At 65.3% G+C, this 14,303-nt stretch carries 15 protein-coding genes; 7 read left to right on the top strand and 8 right to left on the bottom strand.

Annotated features, from left to right (window positions below; all coding sequences use genetic code 11):
- Nucleotides 1-88 precede the first annotated feature (88 nt).
- Nucleotides 89-841 carry a helix-turn-helix transcriptional regulator gene (locus PSEWESI4_RS17205; RefSeq protein WP_187672440.1) on the bottom strand — a complete coding sequence of 251 codons (753 nt, stop codon included), beginning with the start codon at nt 839-841 and terminating at the stop codon, nt 89-91.
- Between the two features lie 155 nt (nt 842-996).
- Here PSEWESI4_RS17205 and lon point away from each other — a divergent pair, with 155 nt between their 5' ends.
- From lon to PSEWESI4_RS17170, 7 genes are all read left to right on the top strand, one after another.
- Entirely contained in the window at nt 997-3,393 is a 2,397-nt protein-coding gene (gene lon / locus PSEWESI4_RS17200) for an endopeptidase La (protein WP_187672439.1), read from the top strand.
- A gap of 221 nt (nt 3,394-3,614) precedes the next feature.
- Entirely contained in the window at nt 3,615-4,013 is a 399-nt protein-coding gene (locus tag PSEWESI4_RS17195; protein ID WP_187672438.1) for a protease inhibitor I42 family protein, read from the top strand.
- Between the two features lie 139 nt (nt 4,014-4,152).
- Nucleotides 4,153-4,791 carry a lysoplasmalogenase gene (locus PSEWESI4_RS17190; protein ID WP_187672437.1) on the top strand — a complete coding sequence of 213 codons (639 nt, stop codon included), beginning with the start codon at nt 4,153-4,155 and terminating at the stop codon, nt 4,789-4,791.
- 77 nt (nt 4,792-4,868) lie between these two features.
- Nucleotides 4,869-5,438, top strand: a complete 570-nt coding sequence (locus tag PSEWESI4_RS17185; RefSeq protein WP_187672436.1) for a hypothetical protein — start codon at nt 4,869-4,871, stop codon at nt 5,436-5,438.
- Between the two features lie 94 nt (nt 5,439-5,532).
- Nucleotides 5,533-6,276 carry a carboxy-S-adenosyl-L-methionine synthase CmoA gene (cmoA, locus tag PSEWESI4_RS17180; RefSeq protein ID WP_187672435.1) on the top strand — a complete coding sequence of 248 codons (744 nt, stop codon included), beginning with the start codon at nt 5,533-5,535 and terminating at the stop codon, nt 6,274-6,276.
- Nucleotides 6,273-7,241 (top strand): tRNA 5-methoxyuridine(34)/uridine 5-oxyacetic acid(34) synthase CmoB, encoded by a 969-nt coding sequence (gene cmoB / locus PSEWESI4_RS17175; RefSeq protein ID WP_187672434.1) that lies wholly within the window; start codon nt 6,273-6,275, stop codon nt 7,239-7,241. Before cmoA ends, cmoB begins: the two co-directional genes overlap by 4 nt.
- 530 nt (nt 7,242-7,771) lie before the next feature.
- A complete protein-coding gene (locus tag PSEWESI4_RS17170; protein WP_187672433.1) occupies nt 7,772-7,978 on the top strand; it encodes a DUF2905 family protein in 207 nt (68 codons plus the stop codon).
- 36 nt (nt 7,979-8,014) lie between these two features.
- Here PSEWESI4_RS17170 and pdxJ read toward each other — a convergent pair whose 3' ends face one another.
- The 7 genes from pdxJ to lepA all read right to left on the bottom strand — a co-directional run bounded on the left by pdxJ (nt 8,015) and on the right by lepA (nt 14,178).
- Nucleotides 8,015-8,761, bottom strand: a complete 747-nt coding sequence (gene pdxJ, locus PSEWESI4_RS17165) for a pyridoxine 5'-phosphate synthase (protein WP_187672432.1) — start codon at nt 8,759-8,761, stop codon at nt 8,015-8,017.
- A complete protein-coding gene (gene recO, locus PSEWESI4_RS17160) occupies nt 8,754-9,452 on the bottom strand; it encodes a DNA repair protein RecO (RefSeq protein ID WP_187672431.1) in 699 nt (232 codons plus the stop codon). Before recO ends, pdxJ begins: the two co-directional genes overlap by 8 nt.
- Nucleotides 9,453-9,455: 3 nt before the next feature.
- Nucleotides 9,456-10,364, bottom strand: a complete 909-nt coding sequence (era, locus tag PSEWESI4_RS17155) for a GTPase Era (protein ID WP_187672430.1) — start codon at nt 10,362-10,364, stop codon at nt 9,456-9,458.
- The gene (rnc, locus tag PSEWESI4_RS17150) at nt 10,351-11,046 is read right to left on the bottom strand and encodes a ribonuclease III (RefSeq protein ID WP_187672429.1); all 696 of its coding nucleotides are present in this window, start codon (nt 11,044-11,046) and stop codon (nt 10,351-10,353) included. The genes era and rnc overlap by 14 nt, the downstream gene beginning before the upstream one ends.
- Nucleotides 11,043-11,420 carry a DUF4845 domain-containing protein gene (locus PSEWESI4_RS17145; RefSeq protein WP_187672428.1) on the bottom strand — a complete coding sequence of 126 codons (378 nt, stop codon included), beginning with the start codon at nt 11,418-11,420 and terminating at the stop codon, nt 11,043-11,045. Before PSEWESI4_RS17145 ends, rnc begins: the two co-directional genes overlap by 4 nt.
- A 98-nt stretch (nt 11,421-11,518) precedes the next feature.
- A complete protein-coding gene (gene lepB / locus PSEWESI4_RS17140) occupies nt 11,519-12,373 on the bottom strand; it encodes a signal peptidase I (protein WP_187672427.1) in 855 nt (284 codons plus the stop codon).
- A 5-nt stretch (nt 12,374-12,378) separates the two neighbouring features.
- The gene (lepA, locus tag PSEWESI4_RS17135) at nt 12,379-14,178 is read right to left on the bottom strand and encodes a translation elongation factor 4 (protein ID WP_187672426.1); all 1,800 of its coding nucleotides are present in this window, start codon (nt 14,176-14,178) and stop codon (nt 12,379-12,381) included.
- Nucleotides 14,179-14,303 lie beyond the last annotated feature (125 nt).

Here is a 14,303-nt window from a genome sequence, read left to right as displayed (position 1 = left end):
AATTAAACGTTATACTGTAACAAAACAACGACCAGCTCAAGCCTCACCGGATCGCTCCGGCGATTCTCAACGGTCGTTCAGAGGAGGATCAGCCGTCCTGGCGCAGGCGCTTGGGCGTCAGGCCGAGGTAGCGGCGCATGGTGGTGGTCAGCGCGCTCTGGCTGGAGAAGCCGCACTCCTCCGCGATGCGCACCAGCGGTAGCTGGCTCTCGCGCAACAGGCGGGAAGCGTGGTCGAGACGGGTTTTCAGCAGGTACTGGTGCGGGGTGAGGCCGACGCTGTCCTTGAACTGGGCATGGAAGTGGCTGGGGCTGAGGCAGGCCACGCCGGCCAATTCGGCCACGCTGATCCGCCGCGCCAGGTGCTCGACGATGTAGGCATCCAGCCGTTCGAGATCCAGAGTGGTCGCCGCGCGCTGGGCGCTGTCACCGAACAGACGCAGGTGCAGGGCGCGCAGCAGCAGCCCTCCAAGCGCCCGGGCCAGTTGCGGATCGCTGCCGTAGCGCGCCAGTTCCCCGCCGGCATAGCCGAGCAGTTGCTGGAAGTCGGCGTCGAGCGCCGGATAGCGTGGACTGTCGAACAACCGGCCGAGCAGTTCCAGGTCCTCGGCGGAGGTGTCCCGCTCGTCCAGGTCGAGGATCAGCATGCGGTTGTCACCCATGCCGGCGAACTGGTGCTCGGCGTCGCCCGGCACCAGGCAGGCGCGCATCCGGCACACCTCGCCGCCCCGACCGTTGACCTCGAATTCGGCGCGCCCAGCCAGCGACATCACCAACTGGTGGTGGCCGTGGGTATGTTCCTGGGCCTGGTCGTCGAGGCGGATGAGACGGGCTTTGAGCATGGCGGGGCCTGGTCAAATTTTGCGCACTTTACCCTAAATCGCCTGCTCTTTCCCAGTTCACCCGACAAAACGCGAATCATTCACATCTTTCGCGTGGGATTGAAATCGCCGCCAGTCGACCCATCTATGCCTTAACGCATAAAGCAAGGTGCCGCATGAGCGACCAGGACAATTCCCCCGAAATCGTCGAAGAAGACGCGCCCCGCTATCCCAAGGGCCTGACCCTGCATGCCCAGACGCTGCCGGAGCGGCTGTACGTCATCCCCATCCACAATCGCCCGTTCTTCCCGGCCCAGGTGCTGCCGGTGATCGTCAACGAGGAGCCCTGGGCCGAGACCCTGGAGCGGGTGGCCAACACCGAGCACAAGTGCCTGGCGCTGTTCTACGTCGACGACCCGTTCACCGACGCCGCCAGCTTCGATCCCGACTCGCTGCCCGAGCACGGCACCCTGGTGCGCGTCCACCATGCCTCGAAGGAAGGCGGCAAGCTGCAATTCGTCGCCCAGGGCCTGTCGCGGGTGCGCATCCGTGGTTGGCTGAGCCGCAAGCCGCCCTACCTGGTGGAGGTCGCCTATCCGCACACCACCATCGAGTCAGGCGACGAAGTGAAGGCCTACGGCATGGCGCTGATCAACGCCATCAAGGAATTGCTGCCGCTCAATCCGCTGTACAGCGAGGAACTGAAGAACTACCTGAACCGCTTCAGCCCCAACGATCCCTCGCCGCTCACCGACTTCGCCGCCGCCCTGACCACCGCGCCGGGCCTCGAACTGCAGGAAGTGCTGGACACCGTGCCGATGCTCAAGCGCATGGAGAAGGTGCTGCCGCTGCTGCGCAAGGAAGTGGAGGTGGCGCGCCTGCAGAACGAGCTGTCCGCCGAGGTCAATCGCAAGATCGGCGAGCACCAGCGGCAGTTCTTCCTCAAGGAGCAGTTGAAGATCATCCAGCACGAGCTGGGCATCACCAAGGACGACAAGAGCGCCGACGCCGACGAGTTCCGCTCCCGCCTGGAAGGCAAGACCCTGCCCGCCCAGGCGCAGAAGCGCATCGACGAGGAACTCAACAAGCTGTCGATCCTCGAAACCGGCTCGCCGGAATACGCAGTGACCCGCAACTACCTGGACTGGGCCACCTCGGTGCCCTGGGGCGTCTACGGCGAGGACAAGCTCGACCTCGGCTTCGCCCGCAAGGTGCTCGACGAGCACCACGCCGGCCTCGACGACATCAAGAACCGCATCCTCGAATTCCTCGCCGTCGGCGCCTTCAAGGGCGAGATCGCCGGCTCCATCGTCCTGCTGGTCGGCCCACCCGGCGTCGGCAAGACCAGCATCGGCAAGTCCATCGCCGAGAGCCTGGGCCGGCCGTTCTATCGCTTCAGCGTCGGCGGCATGCGCGACGAGGCGGAAATCAAGGGCCACCGGCGCACCTATATCGGCGCGCTACCGGGGAAACTCGTGCAGGCGCTGAAGGAAGTCGAGGTGATGAACCCGGTGATCATGCTCGACGAGATCGACAAGCTCGGCGCCAGCTACCAGGGCGACCCGGCCTCGGCGCTGCTGGAAACCCTCGATCCGGAGCAGAACGTCGAATTCCTCGACCACTACCTGGACCTGCGCCTGGACCTCTCCAAGGTGCTGTTCGTGTGTACCGCCAACACCCTGGACTCGATCCCCGGCCCGCTGCTCGACCGCATGGAGGTGATCCGCCTGTCCGGCTACATCGCCGAGGAGAAGCTGGCCATCGCCAGGCGCCACCTGTGGCCCAAGCAACTGGCCAAGGCCGGCGTGCCGAAGAGCCGCCTGTCGATCAGCGACGCGGCGCTCAAGGCTGTGATCGAAGGCTATGCCCGCGAGGCCGGCGTGCGCCAGTTGGAGAAGCAGCTCGGCAAGCTGATCCGCAAGTCGGTGATCCAGTTGCTGGAAGATCCCGAGGCCAAGGTGAAGATCGGGCCCAAGGACCTGGAAAACTACCTGGGCATGCCGGTGTTCCGCAGCGAACAGGTGCTCTCCGGCGTCGGGGTGATCACCGGCCTGGCCTGGACCAGCATGGGCGGCGCCACCCTGCCGATCGAGGCAACGCGCATCCACACGCTGAACCGTGGCTTCAAGCTCACCGGCCAGCTCGGCGAGGTGATGAAGGAGTCGGCGGAGATCGCCTACAGCTACGTCAGCTCGCACCTCAAGCAGTTCAAGGGCGACCCGGCGTTCTTCGACCAGGCCTTCGTCCACCTCCACGTGCCGGAAGGCGCCACGCCCAAGGACGGCCCCAGCGCCGGCATCACCATGGCCAGCGCGCTGCTCTCCCTGGCCCGCAACCAGGTGCCGAAGAAAGGCGTGGCGATGACCGGCGAACTGACCCTCACCGGCCTGGTGCTGCCGATCGGCGGCGTGCGCGAGAAGGTGATCGCCGCGCGCCGGCAGAAGATCTTCGAGCTGATCCTGCCGGAAGCCAACCGTGGCGACTTCGCGGAATTGCCGGACTACCTCAAGGAAGGCCTGACCGTGCACTTCGCCAAGCGCTTCGCCGATGTGGCGAAGGTGTTGTTCGATTGAGCCTTCGCGAGCAGAGCTCGCTCCTACATGGAATGAGCTCTGCTCACGAAGCTTTCGCACCATGTTCATTGGATTCCCGCGTGCGCCGGAATGACGTCGTCCCCGAGCACGCGGCGAGCATCCACGCGGCCAAAGTCCGCCAGGATTGGTCGCAAGCCTGCACATCCTCCCGCCAATCCGGCTATCCTCGCCATTCGCCAACCGGATAAGGACCTGTGCCCGTGACCGCCGCCCGCCTGCTGCTGCCCTTTGGCCTCGCCCTGCTCACCGCCTGTGCGCAACACCCCACCAACGTCAACCTCGAGCCGGACGACCGGAAACCCTGTTCCCCCGTCGCCCTCAAGGTCGGCCAGACACTGACCCTGAGCCTGCCGAGCAATCCCACCACCGGTTTCCGCTGGCAGTTGCAGGACGCCGCGCCGAGCGTGCTGCACAGCCTCGGCCCCGAGGTCTACAGCACTCCGGAAGATGCCGGCGTGGTCGGTGGCGCTGGCGAGTCGATCTGGCGCTTCCAGGCCCGCACCCCTGGCGAGGGCCGGCTGCTGCTGGTCTACCTGCGCCCCTGGGAAACCGACGTGGCGCCGGCCAAGCGCGTGGAATGCCAGGTCAGCGTGAAATGACCCGGATAGCCATGCGCCCCGGATCACCTCACGCATAGCGCCTCGGCGCGAAATGCGCCTTTCCCTGTCACCTGCCGCCTGGGCAGGGCGTCGCTCCGCCGGGCATAGTGCCGGCACTTCCCCTGCGACGGAGCACGAAATGCCCTGGTTGATCCTGGCCCTGCTGGGCGGCGGTGTCTTTCTTTACGGATTGGCGGCGGAGCTTCCCCTGCTCTGCCTGCTGAGCAAACCGATCCCGGTGATCGCCCTGCTGCTCTGGCTACGCGGCGCCCCGGCCGGCACCTACCGGCGCTGGATCGTCATCGGCCTGCTGCTGTCGCTGCTCGGCGATATCCTCCTGGCATGGCCAACCGACCTGTTCGTGTTCGGCCTCGGCGCCTTCCTGCTCGCCCACCTCGCCTACCTGGCCGCCTATCTCGGCGATACCCGCCGCCTGGCACCGCTCGCCCTGTCGTTCGCGGCGGCCAGCGGCGCGGCCATCTTCGCCCTGCTCGCCAGCCGTGGGCTCGGCCCGCTGCTGGTGCCGGTGGCGCTCTATGCGCTGACCATCAGCGCCATGCTGTGGCGCGCCCTTGCCCGTCTCGGCAACCCGCTCGTCGGCCGACGTTCGGCATGGCTGGCGGCTGGCGGCGCGGCGCTGTTCGTGCTCTCCGACAGCCTGATCGGCATCGACCGCTTCGTCGAGCCGTTCATCGGCGCGCACTACGCCATCATCCTCACCTACTGGGTCGGCCAATGGGGAATCGCCGCCTCGGCATTCCAACAGCGGGAGACCTGAGCGCTGTCACACAATCGAGACGGCAAACCGCCGTCCGATCGACTATAGGAAAGGGGGAGCCCACGGAGAAAAACACAATGAGCAGTGCATGGCGTGGCATGGTGGCCTTACTTTCTCTTTCCCTTACCGCCTGCGGTAGCCTGCTACCCAGCGAGCACGACGAAGTGCTGTCGCCTTTCGGCGATTACCTCGATACCGAAATGCGCTACTCCCAGGCCATCCCCGGCAAGACCACACGCTCCGAACTGTTCGGCCTGGGCTTCGACCCGCTGGCCCAGGGCAACGGCCGGATGATGTCGTTCGTCGACGTGCGCCTGATGTTCGTCCAGCCCAACATCCCCATCGCCTACCTGCCGGACGGCCTGGTCAAGTGCCTGGAAGCCAAGGACCGCTGCATCGGCTACGCCTTCGAGTTCTCCAAGACCGACACCCAGCGGGTCGGCAGCTTCTGGGCCGACCTGTTCAACTTCAGCAAGCGCCGCGAGGTCAAGGGCTGGTCGTTCCGTACCGTGTTCGTGCTGGTCGACGACGTACTGGTGCACAAGGTCAGCAACGGCGAGCCGAACATGCGGCGCATGGTGGTGAAGAAAAACCCGCTCGGACCGATCCAGGGCGCCGGGGAATTCTTCTCCGATCAACTGAAATAAAAGCCGGGCCTGCCAAGCTTTTACTTGTCGCTTGAAGCTTGCCGCCCGTGGCTTAAAATGCCGGCCCTCTCCACCAGCCTTCTTGCCAGACGCCGTGAGCCAGGAATCCGACCGCCTCTTCGCCCAGCCCCTCGCCCAGGTGCCCGACTTCGTGTTCAACGAGGACGTGGTGCGCGTATTCCCGGACATGATCAAGCGCTCGGTGCCCGGCTACCCGACCATCGTCGAGAACATCGGCGTGCTCGCCGCCCGCTTCGCACAGCCGCACAGCCTGCTCTACGACCTCGGCTGCTCGCTCGGCGCGGTCACCCAGGCGTTACGCCGCCACGTGCAAGCCGAAGACTGCCGGGTGCTCGCCGTGGACAACTCGGCGGCGATGGTCGCCCGCTGCCGCGAATACCTGCACGCCCAGGACTCGATGTTCCAGGAATTGCTGCCGGCCGAAGTGATCGAGGCCGACATCCTGGGCCTGGAGCTGCAACCGGCCTCGCTGGTGGCGATGAACTTCACCCTGCAGTTCATCCAGCCGGAACGTCGCCTGGAACTGCTGACCCGCATCCGCCAGAGCCTGCTGCCCGGCGGCGCGCTGATCCTCTCCGAAAAGCTGCGCTTCGAGGACGACGAGGAACAGGAACTGCTCAACGAGCTGCACATCGCCTTCAAGCGCGCCAACGGCTACAGCGAGCTGGAGATCGCCCAGAAACGCAACGCCATCGAGAACGTGATGAAGCCGGACAGCCTCGAACAGCACGGCAAACGCCTGCGCGCCGCCGGATTCCGCAAGGTGGTGCCCTGGTTCCAGTGCCTGAACTTCGTCTCGCTGATCGCCCTGCCATGATTCGCCAACTCGACCTGGATGGCCTGCAAGAGCGCCTGGCCGGCACCCCGTTGCAGGATTGGGCCGCCGACCTGCCCGGCCAGCTCGACCGCAAGTTCGCCGCCGGACACGGCGACCTGGCGCGCTGGGGCGCAGCGGTGGACGCCCTGCCGCCGCTGAGTGCAGAACGCATCGAACTGGCCCACGGCCTGAGCCTAGACGGCCCCTGCGACGATGCCACCCGCGCCGCGCTGAAAACCGCCCTGCAAGGGTTGATCCCCTGGCGCAAGGGCCCCTTCGAGCTGTTCGGCGTGCATATCGACACCGAATGGCGCTCGGACTGGAAATGGGCCCGGGTCGCCCCGCACCTGGACCTCGCCGGCCGCCGCGTGCTGGACGTCGGCTGCGGCAACGGCTACTACCTGTGGCGCATGCTCGGCGCCGGCGCCGACAGCGTGGTCGGCGTCGATCCCAACTGGCTGTTCCTCTGCCAGTTCCTCGCCCTCAAGCGCTTCCTCCCGGAGTTGCCGGCCTGGCACCTGCCACTCGCGCTGGAGGAGCTGCCGGAACGCCTGGAGGGCTTCGACACGGTGTTCTCCATGGGCGTGCTCTACCATCGCCGCTCCCCCATCGATCATCTGTTCGCCCTGAAGGACTGCCTGCGCAAGGATGGCGAACTGGTGCTGGAAACCCTGGTGGTGGAAGGCGACGCCCAGCAGGTGCTGGTTCCCGAGGACCGCTACGCGCAGATGCGCAACGTCTGGTTCCTGCCCTCGGTGCCGGCGCTGGAACTGTGGCTGCGCCGCGCCGGCTTCGCCGACGTACGCTGCGTCGACGTCAGCTTCACCAGCGTCGAGGAACAGCGCAGCACCGAATGGATGCGCTTCCAGTCGCTGCCCGACTTCCTCGACCCAAGCGACCACAGCCGCACCATCGAGGGTCTGCCGGCACCGGCACGGGCGGTACTGATAGCCCGCAAGCCCTGACGGCTGGAGGCTGGAGGCTGGAGGCTGGAGGCTGGAGGCTGGACAGCGTTCCGGCCATGCACCTTCTGCGTCAAGCTTTTTCGCGGCCATGGAACTAGGCGTCCCCGCCGATCCTACGAACACGGCCTCGATGCCGACCTGTAGGAGCGCGCCATGCGCGCGATCACCGGCAACGCCAAAGCATCGCCAGCAAGCTGGCTCCTACAACAGCGAACGAGTAGCCCGGATGAAATCCGGGGAAGCCCTCCCGGATTGCATCCGGGCTACGTGGCTGTTCATTGGATCCCCGCGTGCGCGGGGATGACGCTGGAGAACGAGGCTTTACGTAGGGTGCGCCGTGCGCACCGATCCGGGGCCAACACCTACGTTTCCGGCGAACCGCCCTGCTCGCGCCAGGGTAAAGCGGTGCGCACAGCACACCCTACAAAAGCCGAACCGCCGTTTCGTCCAGCCTTCCAGCCTCCAGCGCTTTTATCGTGCCCAAAGCACGCCCTATAGTCGGAAGCAGGAACCGCTTCAGAGGAAACCCCATGGCCCGCTGGCTGATGATCATCGGCGCGGCTCTGCTCCTGCTCGGCGTCGCCCTGCACTACGCCCCCTGGCTGCTCAACTGGTTCGGCAAGCTGCCGGGCGACGTCCGCATCGAGTCGGGACGCAGCCGGGTACTCATCCCGTTCACCTCGATGCTGGTCCTCAGCCTGCTGCTGACCCTGCTGGTCAACCTGTTCCGCCGCTGAACGTAGGATGGGTGACAACCCATCGCCCCATCTGGATCAACCGCGCGCGGCAGCCGCGACGATCAGCGCCTTCATCTCCGCCACCGCTGACTTGAAGCCGACGAACAGTGCGTGGGCGACGATGGCATGGCCGATGTTCAGCTCGTTGATCCCGGCGATCGCCGCCACCGGCTCGGTGTTGTGGTAATGCAGGCCATGGCCGGCGTTGACGATCAGCCCGTGGGCCAGCCCGCAAACCACGCCGTCGCGGATACGCGCCAGCTCTCGCGCCGTCTCGGCCTTGTCGTGGGCCTCGGCGTAGCGGCCGGTGTGCAGTTCGATGGCCGGCGCGCCAACCCGCTTGGCCGCCTCGATCTGCTGCTCGTCGGCGTCGATGAACAGCGACACCTCGCAACCGACCCGGGCCAGGCGCTCCACCGCCGCACGGATGCGCGCTTCCTGGCCAAGCACGTCGAGGCCGCCCTCGGTGGTCAGCTCGGCGCGGTTTTCCGGCACCAGGCAGACGTGTTCGGGGCGGATGCTCTCGGCGAAGGCGAGCATTTCCTCGGTGACGCCCATCTCGAAATTCATCCGCGTCTGCAAGGCGTCCTTGAAGCGGCGCACGTCGTGGTCCTGGATGTGCCGGCGATCCTCGCGCAGGTGCAGGGTGATGCCATCGGCGCCGGCCTCCTCCGCGTCCAGGGCCGCCTTCAGCGGGTCGGGATAGCGGGTGCCGCGGGCCTGGCGCAGGGTGGCGACGTGGTCGATGTTCACGCCGAGGAGGATTCGATTGGCATCAGTCACGGGGTGACTCCTTGAAGGTCATGAAAAGTTCGCGGCTGACCAGCGGCCGACCGCCGAGATGCGGAGCGAGGGCCTGGCGCATCAGGCGCTTGGCCGCCGCCAGGGCACCGGTCGCGGACCAGTCCGCCTCGGCCAGGGCCAGCAGCTCGCTGCCGTGGAACAGCCCCGGCTGCAGCAGTTCGACCCGCTCCAGGCCGGAATCCGGCAGCAACCGGTAGAGACCGTCGGCCGCCACCGGCGTGCCGTGCAGGTCGGTATCCAGGGCGAAACCATAGCCCAGCTCGTCCAGCAGGCGCCATTCGAAAGCGCGCAGCAGCGGCTCCAGCGGACGTCCGGCGGCCAGCGCCTGGAGCGTCGCGGCATAGTGGTCGAACAGGTGCGGATGGGGATCTTCCGCCGGCAGCAGGCGGATCAGCAACTCATTCAGGTAGAGGCCGCTGAACAGCGGTTCGCCGGCGAGCAGGTTGGGAATCCCGGCGCTTTCCAGGCGGGCGACGGTCTTCAGCTCGCTGCGCCCGCGCAGCTCGATCTCCAGCGGCAGGAACGGACGCGCCAGACTGCCGGACTTGCCGCGCGCGTTGCGCAGCACGGCGCGCAGCCGCCCCTGCGGCGTGAACAGATCGACCAGCGCGCTGGTTTCCTTGTAGGGCCGGCTGTGCAGGACGAACGCCGACGAGGGGCTGGCCTGCATGGCTCAGATGTCGGTGTAGCCCAGCGAGCGCAGGGCGCGCTCATCGTCGGACCAGCCGCCCTTCACCTTCACCCACAGGTTGAGCATGACCTTGGAGTCGAACAGCGCCTCCATGTCCTTGCGCGCGGCGGTGCCGATGCTTTTGATGCGCTCGCCCTTGTCGCCGATGATGATCTTCTTCTGCCCTTCGCGTTCCACCAGGATCAGCGCGTGGATGTGCAGCAGGCGGCCCTCCTGCTTGAACTCCTCGATCTCCACGGTGACCTGGTAGGGCAACTCGGCGCCGAGCTGGCGCATGACCTTCTCGCGCACCAGCTCGGCGGCCAGGAAGCGGCTGGAGCGGTCGGTGATCTGGTCTTCCGGGAACATGTGCTCGCCTTCCGGCAGGCGCTCGTTGACCAGTTGCTCGAGGGTGTCGAGATTGTGCTGCTGCAGGGCGGAGATCGGCACGATCTCGGCGTTCGGCAATTGCTCCTGGAGCCAGGCCAGGTGCGGGATCAGCTCGCCCTTGTCGTCCAGGCGGTCGGTCTTGTTGACCGCCAGCAGCACCGGGCAGCGCACGTGCAGCACGCGGTCGAGGACCATCTGGTCCTCCTCGGTCCAGCGCATGCGGTCGACCACGAACACCACCACGTCGACGTCCTTGAGGGCCGACGAGGCGCTGCGGTTCATGTAGCGGTTGAGCGCCTTGTCGTCGTGCTTGTGCAGGCCGGGAGTGTCGACGTAGATCGCCTGGACGTTGTCCTCGGTCTTGATGCCCAGCATGTTGTGGCGGGTAGTCTGCGGCTTGCGCGAGGTAATCGCCAGCTTCTGGCCGAGGATGTGGTTGAGCAGCGTCGACTTGCCGACATTGGGCCGGCCGACGATGGCCACATAGCCGCAGCGCGACACGGATGAATCAGTCATTGCCATTCTCCACGCCGAGGGCGATCAGGGCTGCGGTGGCGGCGACCTGCTCGGCGATGCGCCGGCTGCCGCCCTGCCCGAGGGTCTTGTCGTTGAGCAGGACGACCTCGCACTCGACCACGAAGGTCCGGCAATGCGGTTCGCCCTGGATGTCCAGCACGCTGTAGCGCGGCAGTTCGCAGCCGCGCGACTGGAGGAATTCCTGCAAACGGGTCTTCGGGTCCTTGTTGGTATCCACCAGGGTCAGCCCGTCCAGCTCGCTGCTCAACCAGGCCAGCACGCGCTCGCGGGCGACGTCCATGCCGGCATCGAGGTAGATGGCGCCGATCAGCGCCTCGAGCGCGTCGGCGAGGATCGATTCGCGGCGAAAACCGCCACTTTTCAGTTCCCCGGAGCCCAGGCGCAAGTATTCGCCCAATTCGAAGCCGCGCGCCATGCGGGCCAGGGTCTCGCCCTTGACCAGCCGCGAACGCAGCCGCGACAACTGGCCTTCGCGGGCCTGCGGGAAGCGTGCGAACAACGCTTCTCCGGCCACGAAGTTAAGGATGGCATCGCCGAGGAATTCCAGGCGCTCGTTGTTGCGCCCGGCGAAACTGCGGTGGGTCAGGGCCAGGACCATCAGGTCCTGGTTGCTGAAGTTATGACCGAGCTGACGCTCGAGACGATTGAGAGACGGGGATTGGCTCACGGCATACGCACACGGAATTCTTTGTCGAACCGCGCCACCAGATCGAGATTCTGGATCAGCGACTCGCGCTTTTCATATTTCAGGTGAGCCCGGAACTCGTTGTTCTCGAGCTTCACCGCCAGGGCCTTTTCCAGATCCAGGTCACGAATCCCGTTGATCTGCATGGCCTTGCCGACATGGCTGTAGAAGTCGGGCACGCTGCGGATGTCCGCGGCCTTGTCGGACTCCACCGAGGTAATGGCTTTCTCCATCGCCATGAAATCGAGGTAATGCGGCAGCATCTTGAACACCGCGCTGGCGAAGAACGCCACCACGGCCAGCGCCATCAACCAGCCCAGAACCGACAACCCCCGCTGCGAACGAGCAAATGCCATGATCGACCTCAATGTCTGCGTTATTGGAATATCAAGACTATATATGGCGTGCGACGCCGTGGTGAACAGCGCCGCATTTTTTCACTGGTGCCGGCAAATCAGTGAATCACGCCGACCCGAGAGAAGTTGGGCAGGTTGCGCAGCTTGGGATCGGGCCAGCTCAGCCAGACCGCGAACGCCTTGCCGACGATGTTCTGGTCCGGAACCATGCCGAGCAGTTCCTTGGGAATCCCCGGATCGTTCCAGTAGCGGCTGTCGTTGGAGTTGTCGCGGTTGTCGCCCATCATGAAGTAGTGCCCTTCCGGCACCGTCCACTCGCGACCCGGCTCGATGCGGTAGCGGCCCATCTCCTTGCGGATCAGGTGCTCGGCCGCGCCCAGCTTTTCCTTGTACAACGCGGAAGTGCCCAGGCTGCCCGGCTCCTCGCCGAGCAGGGTCTCGGCGACCGGCTGGCCGTTGACGAACAGGCGCTTGTCGCTGCTGTAGCGGACCACGTCGCCCGGCAGGCCGATCACCCGCTTGATGTAGTTGATGTTCGGGTCGCTCGGATAGCGGAACACCATGACGTCGCCGCGCTGTGGATCGCCGACCTCGATCACCTTGGTGTCCAGCACCGGCAGGCGGATGCCGTAGGCGAACTTGTTGACCAGGATGAAATCGCCCACTTCCAGGGTCGGCTTCATCGAGCCGGACGGGATCTGGAAGGGCTCGACCAGGAACGAGCGCAGCACCAGCACGATGGCCAGCACCGGGAAGAACGACTTGCCGTACTCGACCAGCACGGGTTCCTTGTTGAGACGGTCGATCACCGCCTGGTCGGGCTCGCCGACCTGCCCCTGGTAGGCAGCGATGGCGGAGCGCCGGCGCGGAGCCAGCAGCAGCAGATCGATGAGGGCGAGCACGCCGCAGACAGCCACGGCGAGCACCAGCAACAGCGGGAAATTGATCGACATAGAACCTAGCTATCCACCTTGAGCACGGCGAGGAAGGCTTCCTGTGGGATCTCCACGCTGCCGACCTGCTTCATCCTTTTCTTACCGGCCTTCTGCTTTTCGAGCAACTTGCGCTTACGCGACACGTCGCCACCATAACACTTGGCCAGCACGTTCTTCCTGAGCGCCTTGACGGTCGTGCGAGCCACGATCTGCCCGCCGATCGCCGCCTGGATCGCCACGTCGAACATCTGCCGCGGGATCAGTTCCTTCATCTTCTCGGTCAGCGCGCGGCCCTTGTGGTGGGCCTGGTCGCGGTGAACGATGAGCGCCAGGGCATCGACCTTCTCGCCATTGATCAGAACGTCGAGCTTGACCAGGTTGGCGGCCTGGAAGCGGTCGAAACTGTAGTCCAGCGAGGCGTAGCCACGGCTCACCGACTTGAGGCGGTCGAAGAAGTCCAGCACCACCTCGTTCATCGGCAGATCGTAGCTCACCTGAACCTGGCTGCTGAGGAACTGCATATCACGCTGCACGCCGCGTTTCTCGATGCACAGGGTGATGACGTTGCCCAGGTGCTCCTGGGGAACGAGGATATTGGCGCGCACGATCGGTTCACGCATCTCGTCGATCGACGACAGATCCGGCAATTTCGACGGGTTATCGACGTAGATGGTCTCGCCGTTCTTGAGCACGACCTCGAACACCACGGTGGGCGCGGTGGTGATCAGGTCCAGGTCGTATTCGCGCTCCAGGCGCTCCTGGATGATCTCCATGTGCAGCATGCCGAGGAAGCCGATGCGGAAGCCGAAACCCAGGGCTTCGGAGCTTTCCGGCTCGTACTGCAGCGCGGCGTCGTTGAGGGTCAGCTTCTGCAACGCCTCGCGGAAATCCTCGAAATCGTCGGAACTGACCGGGAACAGGCCGGCATAGACCTGCGGCTTGATCCGCTGGAAGCCCGGCAGCACGTCGACATCCGGCGTGCTCGACAGGGTCAGGGTATCGCCCACCGGCGCGCCGTGGATGTCCTTGATGCCAGCGATGATGAAGCCCACTTCACCGGCCTTGAGGTCTTCGGTGGAGGTGTGCTTGGGCGTGAACACGCCAACGCTGTCGACCTGGTGGACCTTGCCGGTCGACTTCACCAGGATCTTGTCGCCCTTCTTCACCCGGCCGTTCTTGACCCGCACCAGCGAGACCACGCCCAGGTAGTTGTCGAACCAGGAGTCGATGATCAGCGCCTGCAACGGCGCGTCGATCTCGCCCTCCGGCGGTGGGATGACCTTGACCAGTTGCTCCAGCACGTCGATCACGCCCATGCCGCTCTTCGCGCTGCAAGGCACGGCGTCGGTGGCGTCGATGCCGATGATGTGCTCGATCTCGTCCTTGACCCGCTCCGGCTCGGCCTGGGGCAGGTCCATCTTGTTCAGCACCGGCATGACCTCGAGGCCCTGCTCGATGGCGGTGTAGCAGTTGGCCACCGACTGCGCTTCCACGCCCTGGCCGGCGTCCACCACCAGCAGAGCGCCTTCGCAGGCGGCCAGGGAACGGCTCACCTCGTAGGTGAAGTCCACGTGGCCGGGGGTGTCGATGAAGTTCAACTGGTAGGTTTTGCCGTCCTGCGCCTTGTAGTGCAGGGTCACGCTGTGGGCCTTGATGGTGATCCCGCGCTCACGCTCGAGATCCATGGAGTCCAGCACCTGGGCCTCCATCTCGCGATCGGAAAGGCCGCCGCAGAGCTGGATGAAGCGGTCCGCCAGGGTCGACTTGCCGTGGTCGATGTGGGCGATGATGGAGAAATTGCGGATATGACTCAGGTCACTCACGGATCAACACTCAAAAGGCCAGGGAGCAGGTTGCCCACCGAAAAATAGCGGGGGATTCTACCTGAAGGGCTGCCGCCCCGTCACGTCCGGGAGCTGGACGGCGGGCATAAGAAAGGGCGGTCAAG

It is taken from the genome of Zestomonas carbonaria (assembly GCF_904061905.1).
Classification (GTDB): Bacteria; Pseudomonadota; Gammaproteobacteria; order Pseudomonadales; family Pseudomonadaceae; genus Aquipseudomonas; species Aquipseudomonas carbonaria.
This window is presented reverse-complemented; position numbering and strand designations above follow the sequence as displayed.

Coding starts and splice junctions, on each gene's coding strand:
- lon (WP_187672439.1), top strand. CDS start 997: ATGAGCGACCAGGACAATTCCCCCGAAATCGTCGAAGAAGACGCGCCC.
- cmoB (WP_187672434.1), top strand. CDS start 6,273: ATGATTCGCCAACTCGACCTGGATGGCCTGCAAGAGCGCCTGGCCGGC.
- PSEWESI4_RS17190 (WP_187672437.1), top strand. CDS start 4,153: ATGCCCTGGTTGATCCTGGCCCTGCTGGGCGGCGGTGTCTTTCTTTAC.
- PSEWESI4_RS17185 (WP_187672436.1), top strand. CDS start 4,869: ATGAGCAGTGCATGGCGTGGCATGGTGGCCTTACTTTCTCTTTCCCTT.
- era (WP_187672430.1), bottom strand. CDS start 10,364: ATGGCAATGACTGATTCATCCGTGTCGCGCTGCGGCTATGTGGCCATC.
- recO (WP_187672431.1), bottom strand. CDS start 9,452: ATGCAGGCCAGCCCCTCGTCGGCGTTCGTCCTGCACAGCCGGCCCTAC.
- PSEWESI4_RS17205 (WP_187672440.1), bottom strand. CDS start 841: ATGCTCAAAGCCCGTCTCATCCGCCTCGACGACCAGGCCCAGGAACAT.
- PSEWESI4_RS17145 (WP_187672428.1), bottom strand. CDS start 11,420: ATGGCATTTGCTCGTTCGCAGCGGGGGTTGTCGGTTCTGGGCTGGTTG.
- lepB (WP_187672427.1), bottom strand. CDS start 12,373: ATGTCGATCAATTTCCCGCTGTTGCTGGTGCTCGCCGTGGCTGTCTGC.
- PSEWESI4_RS17170 (WP_187672433.1), top strand. CDS start 7,772: ATGGCCCGCTGGCTGATGATCATCGGCGCGGCTCTGCTCCTGCTCGGC.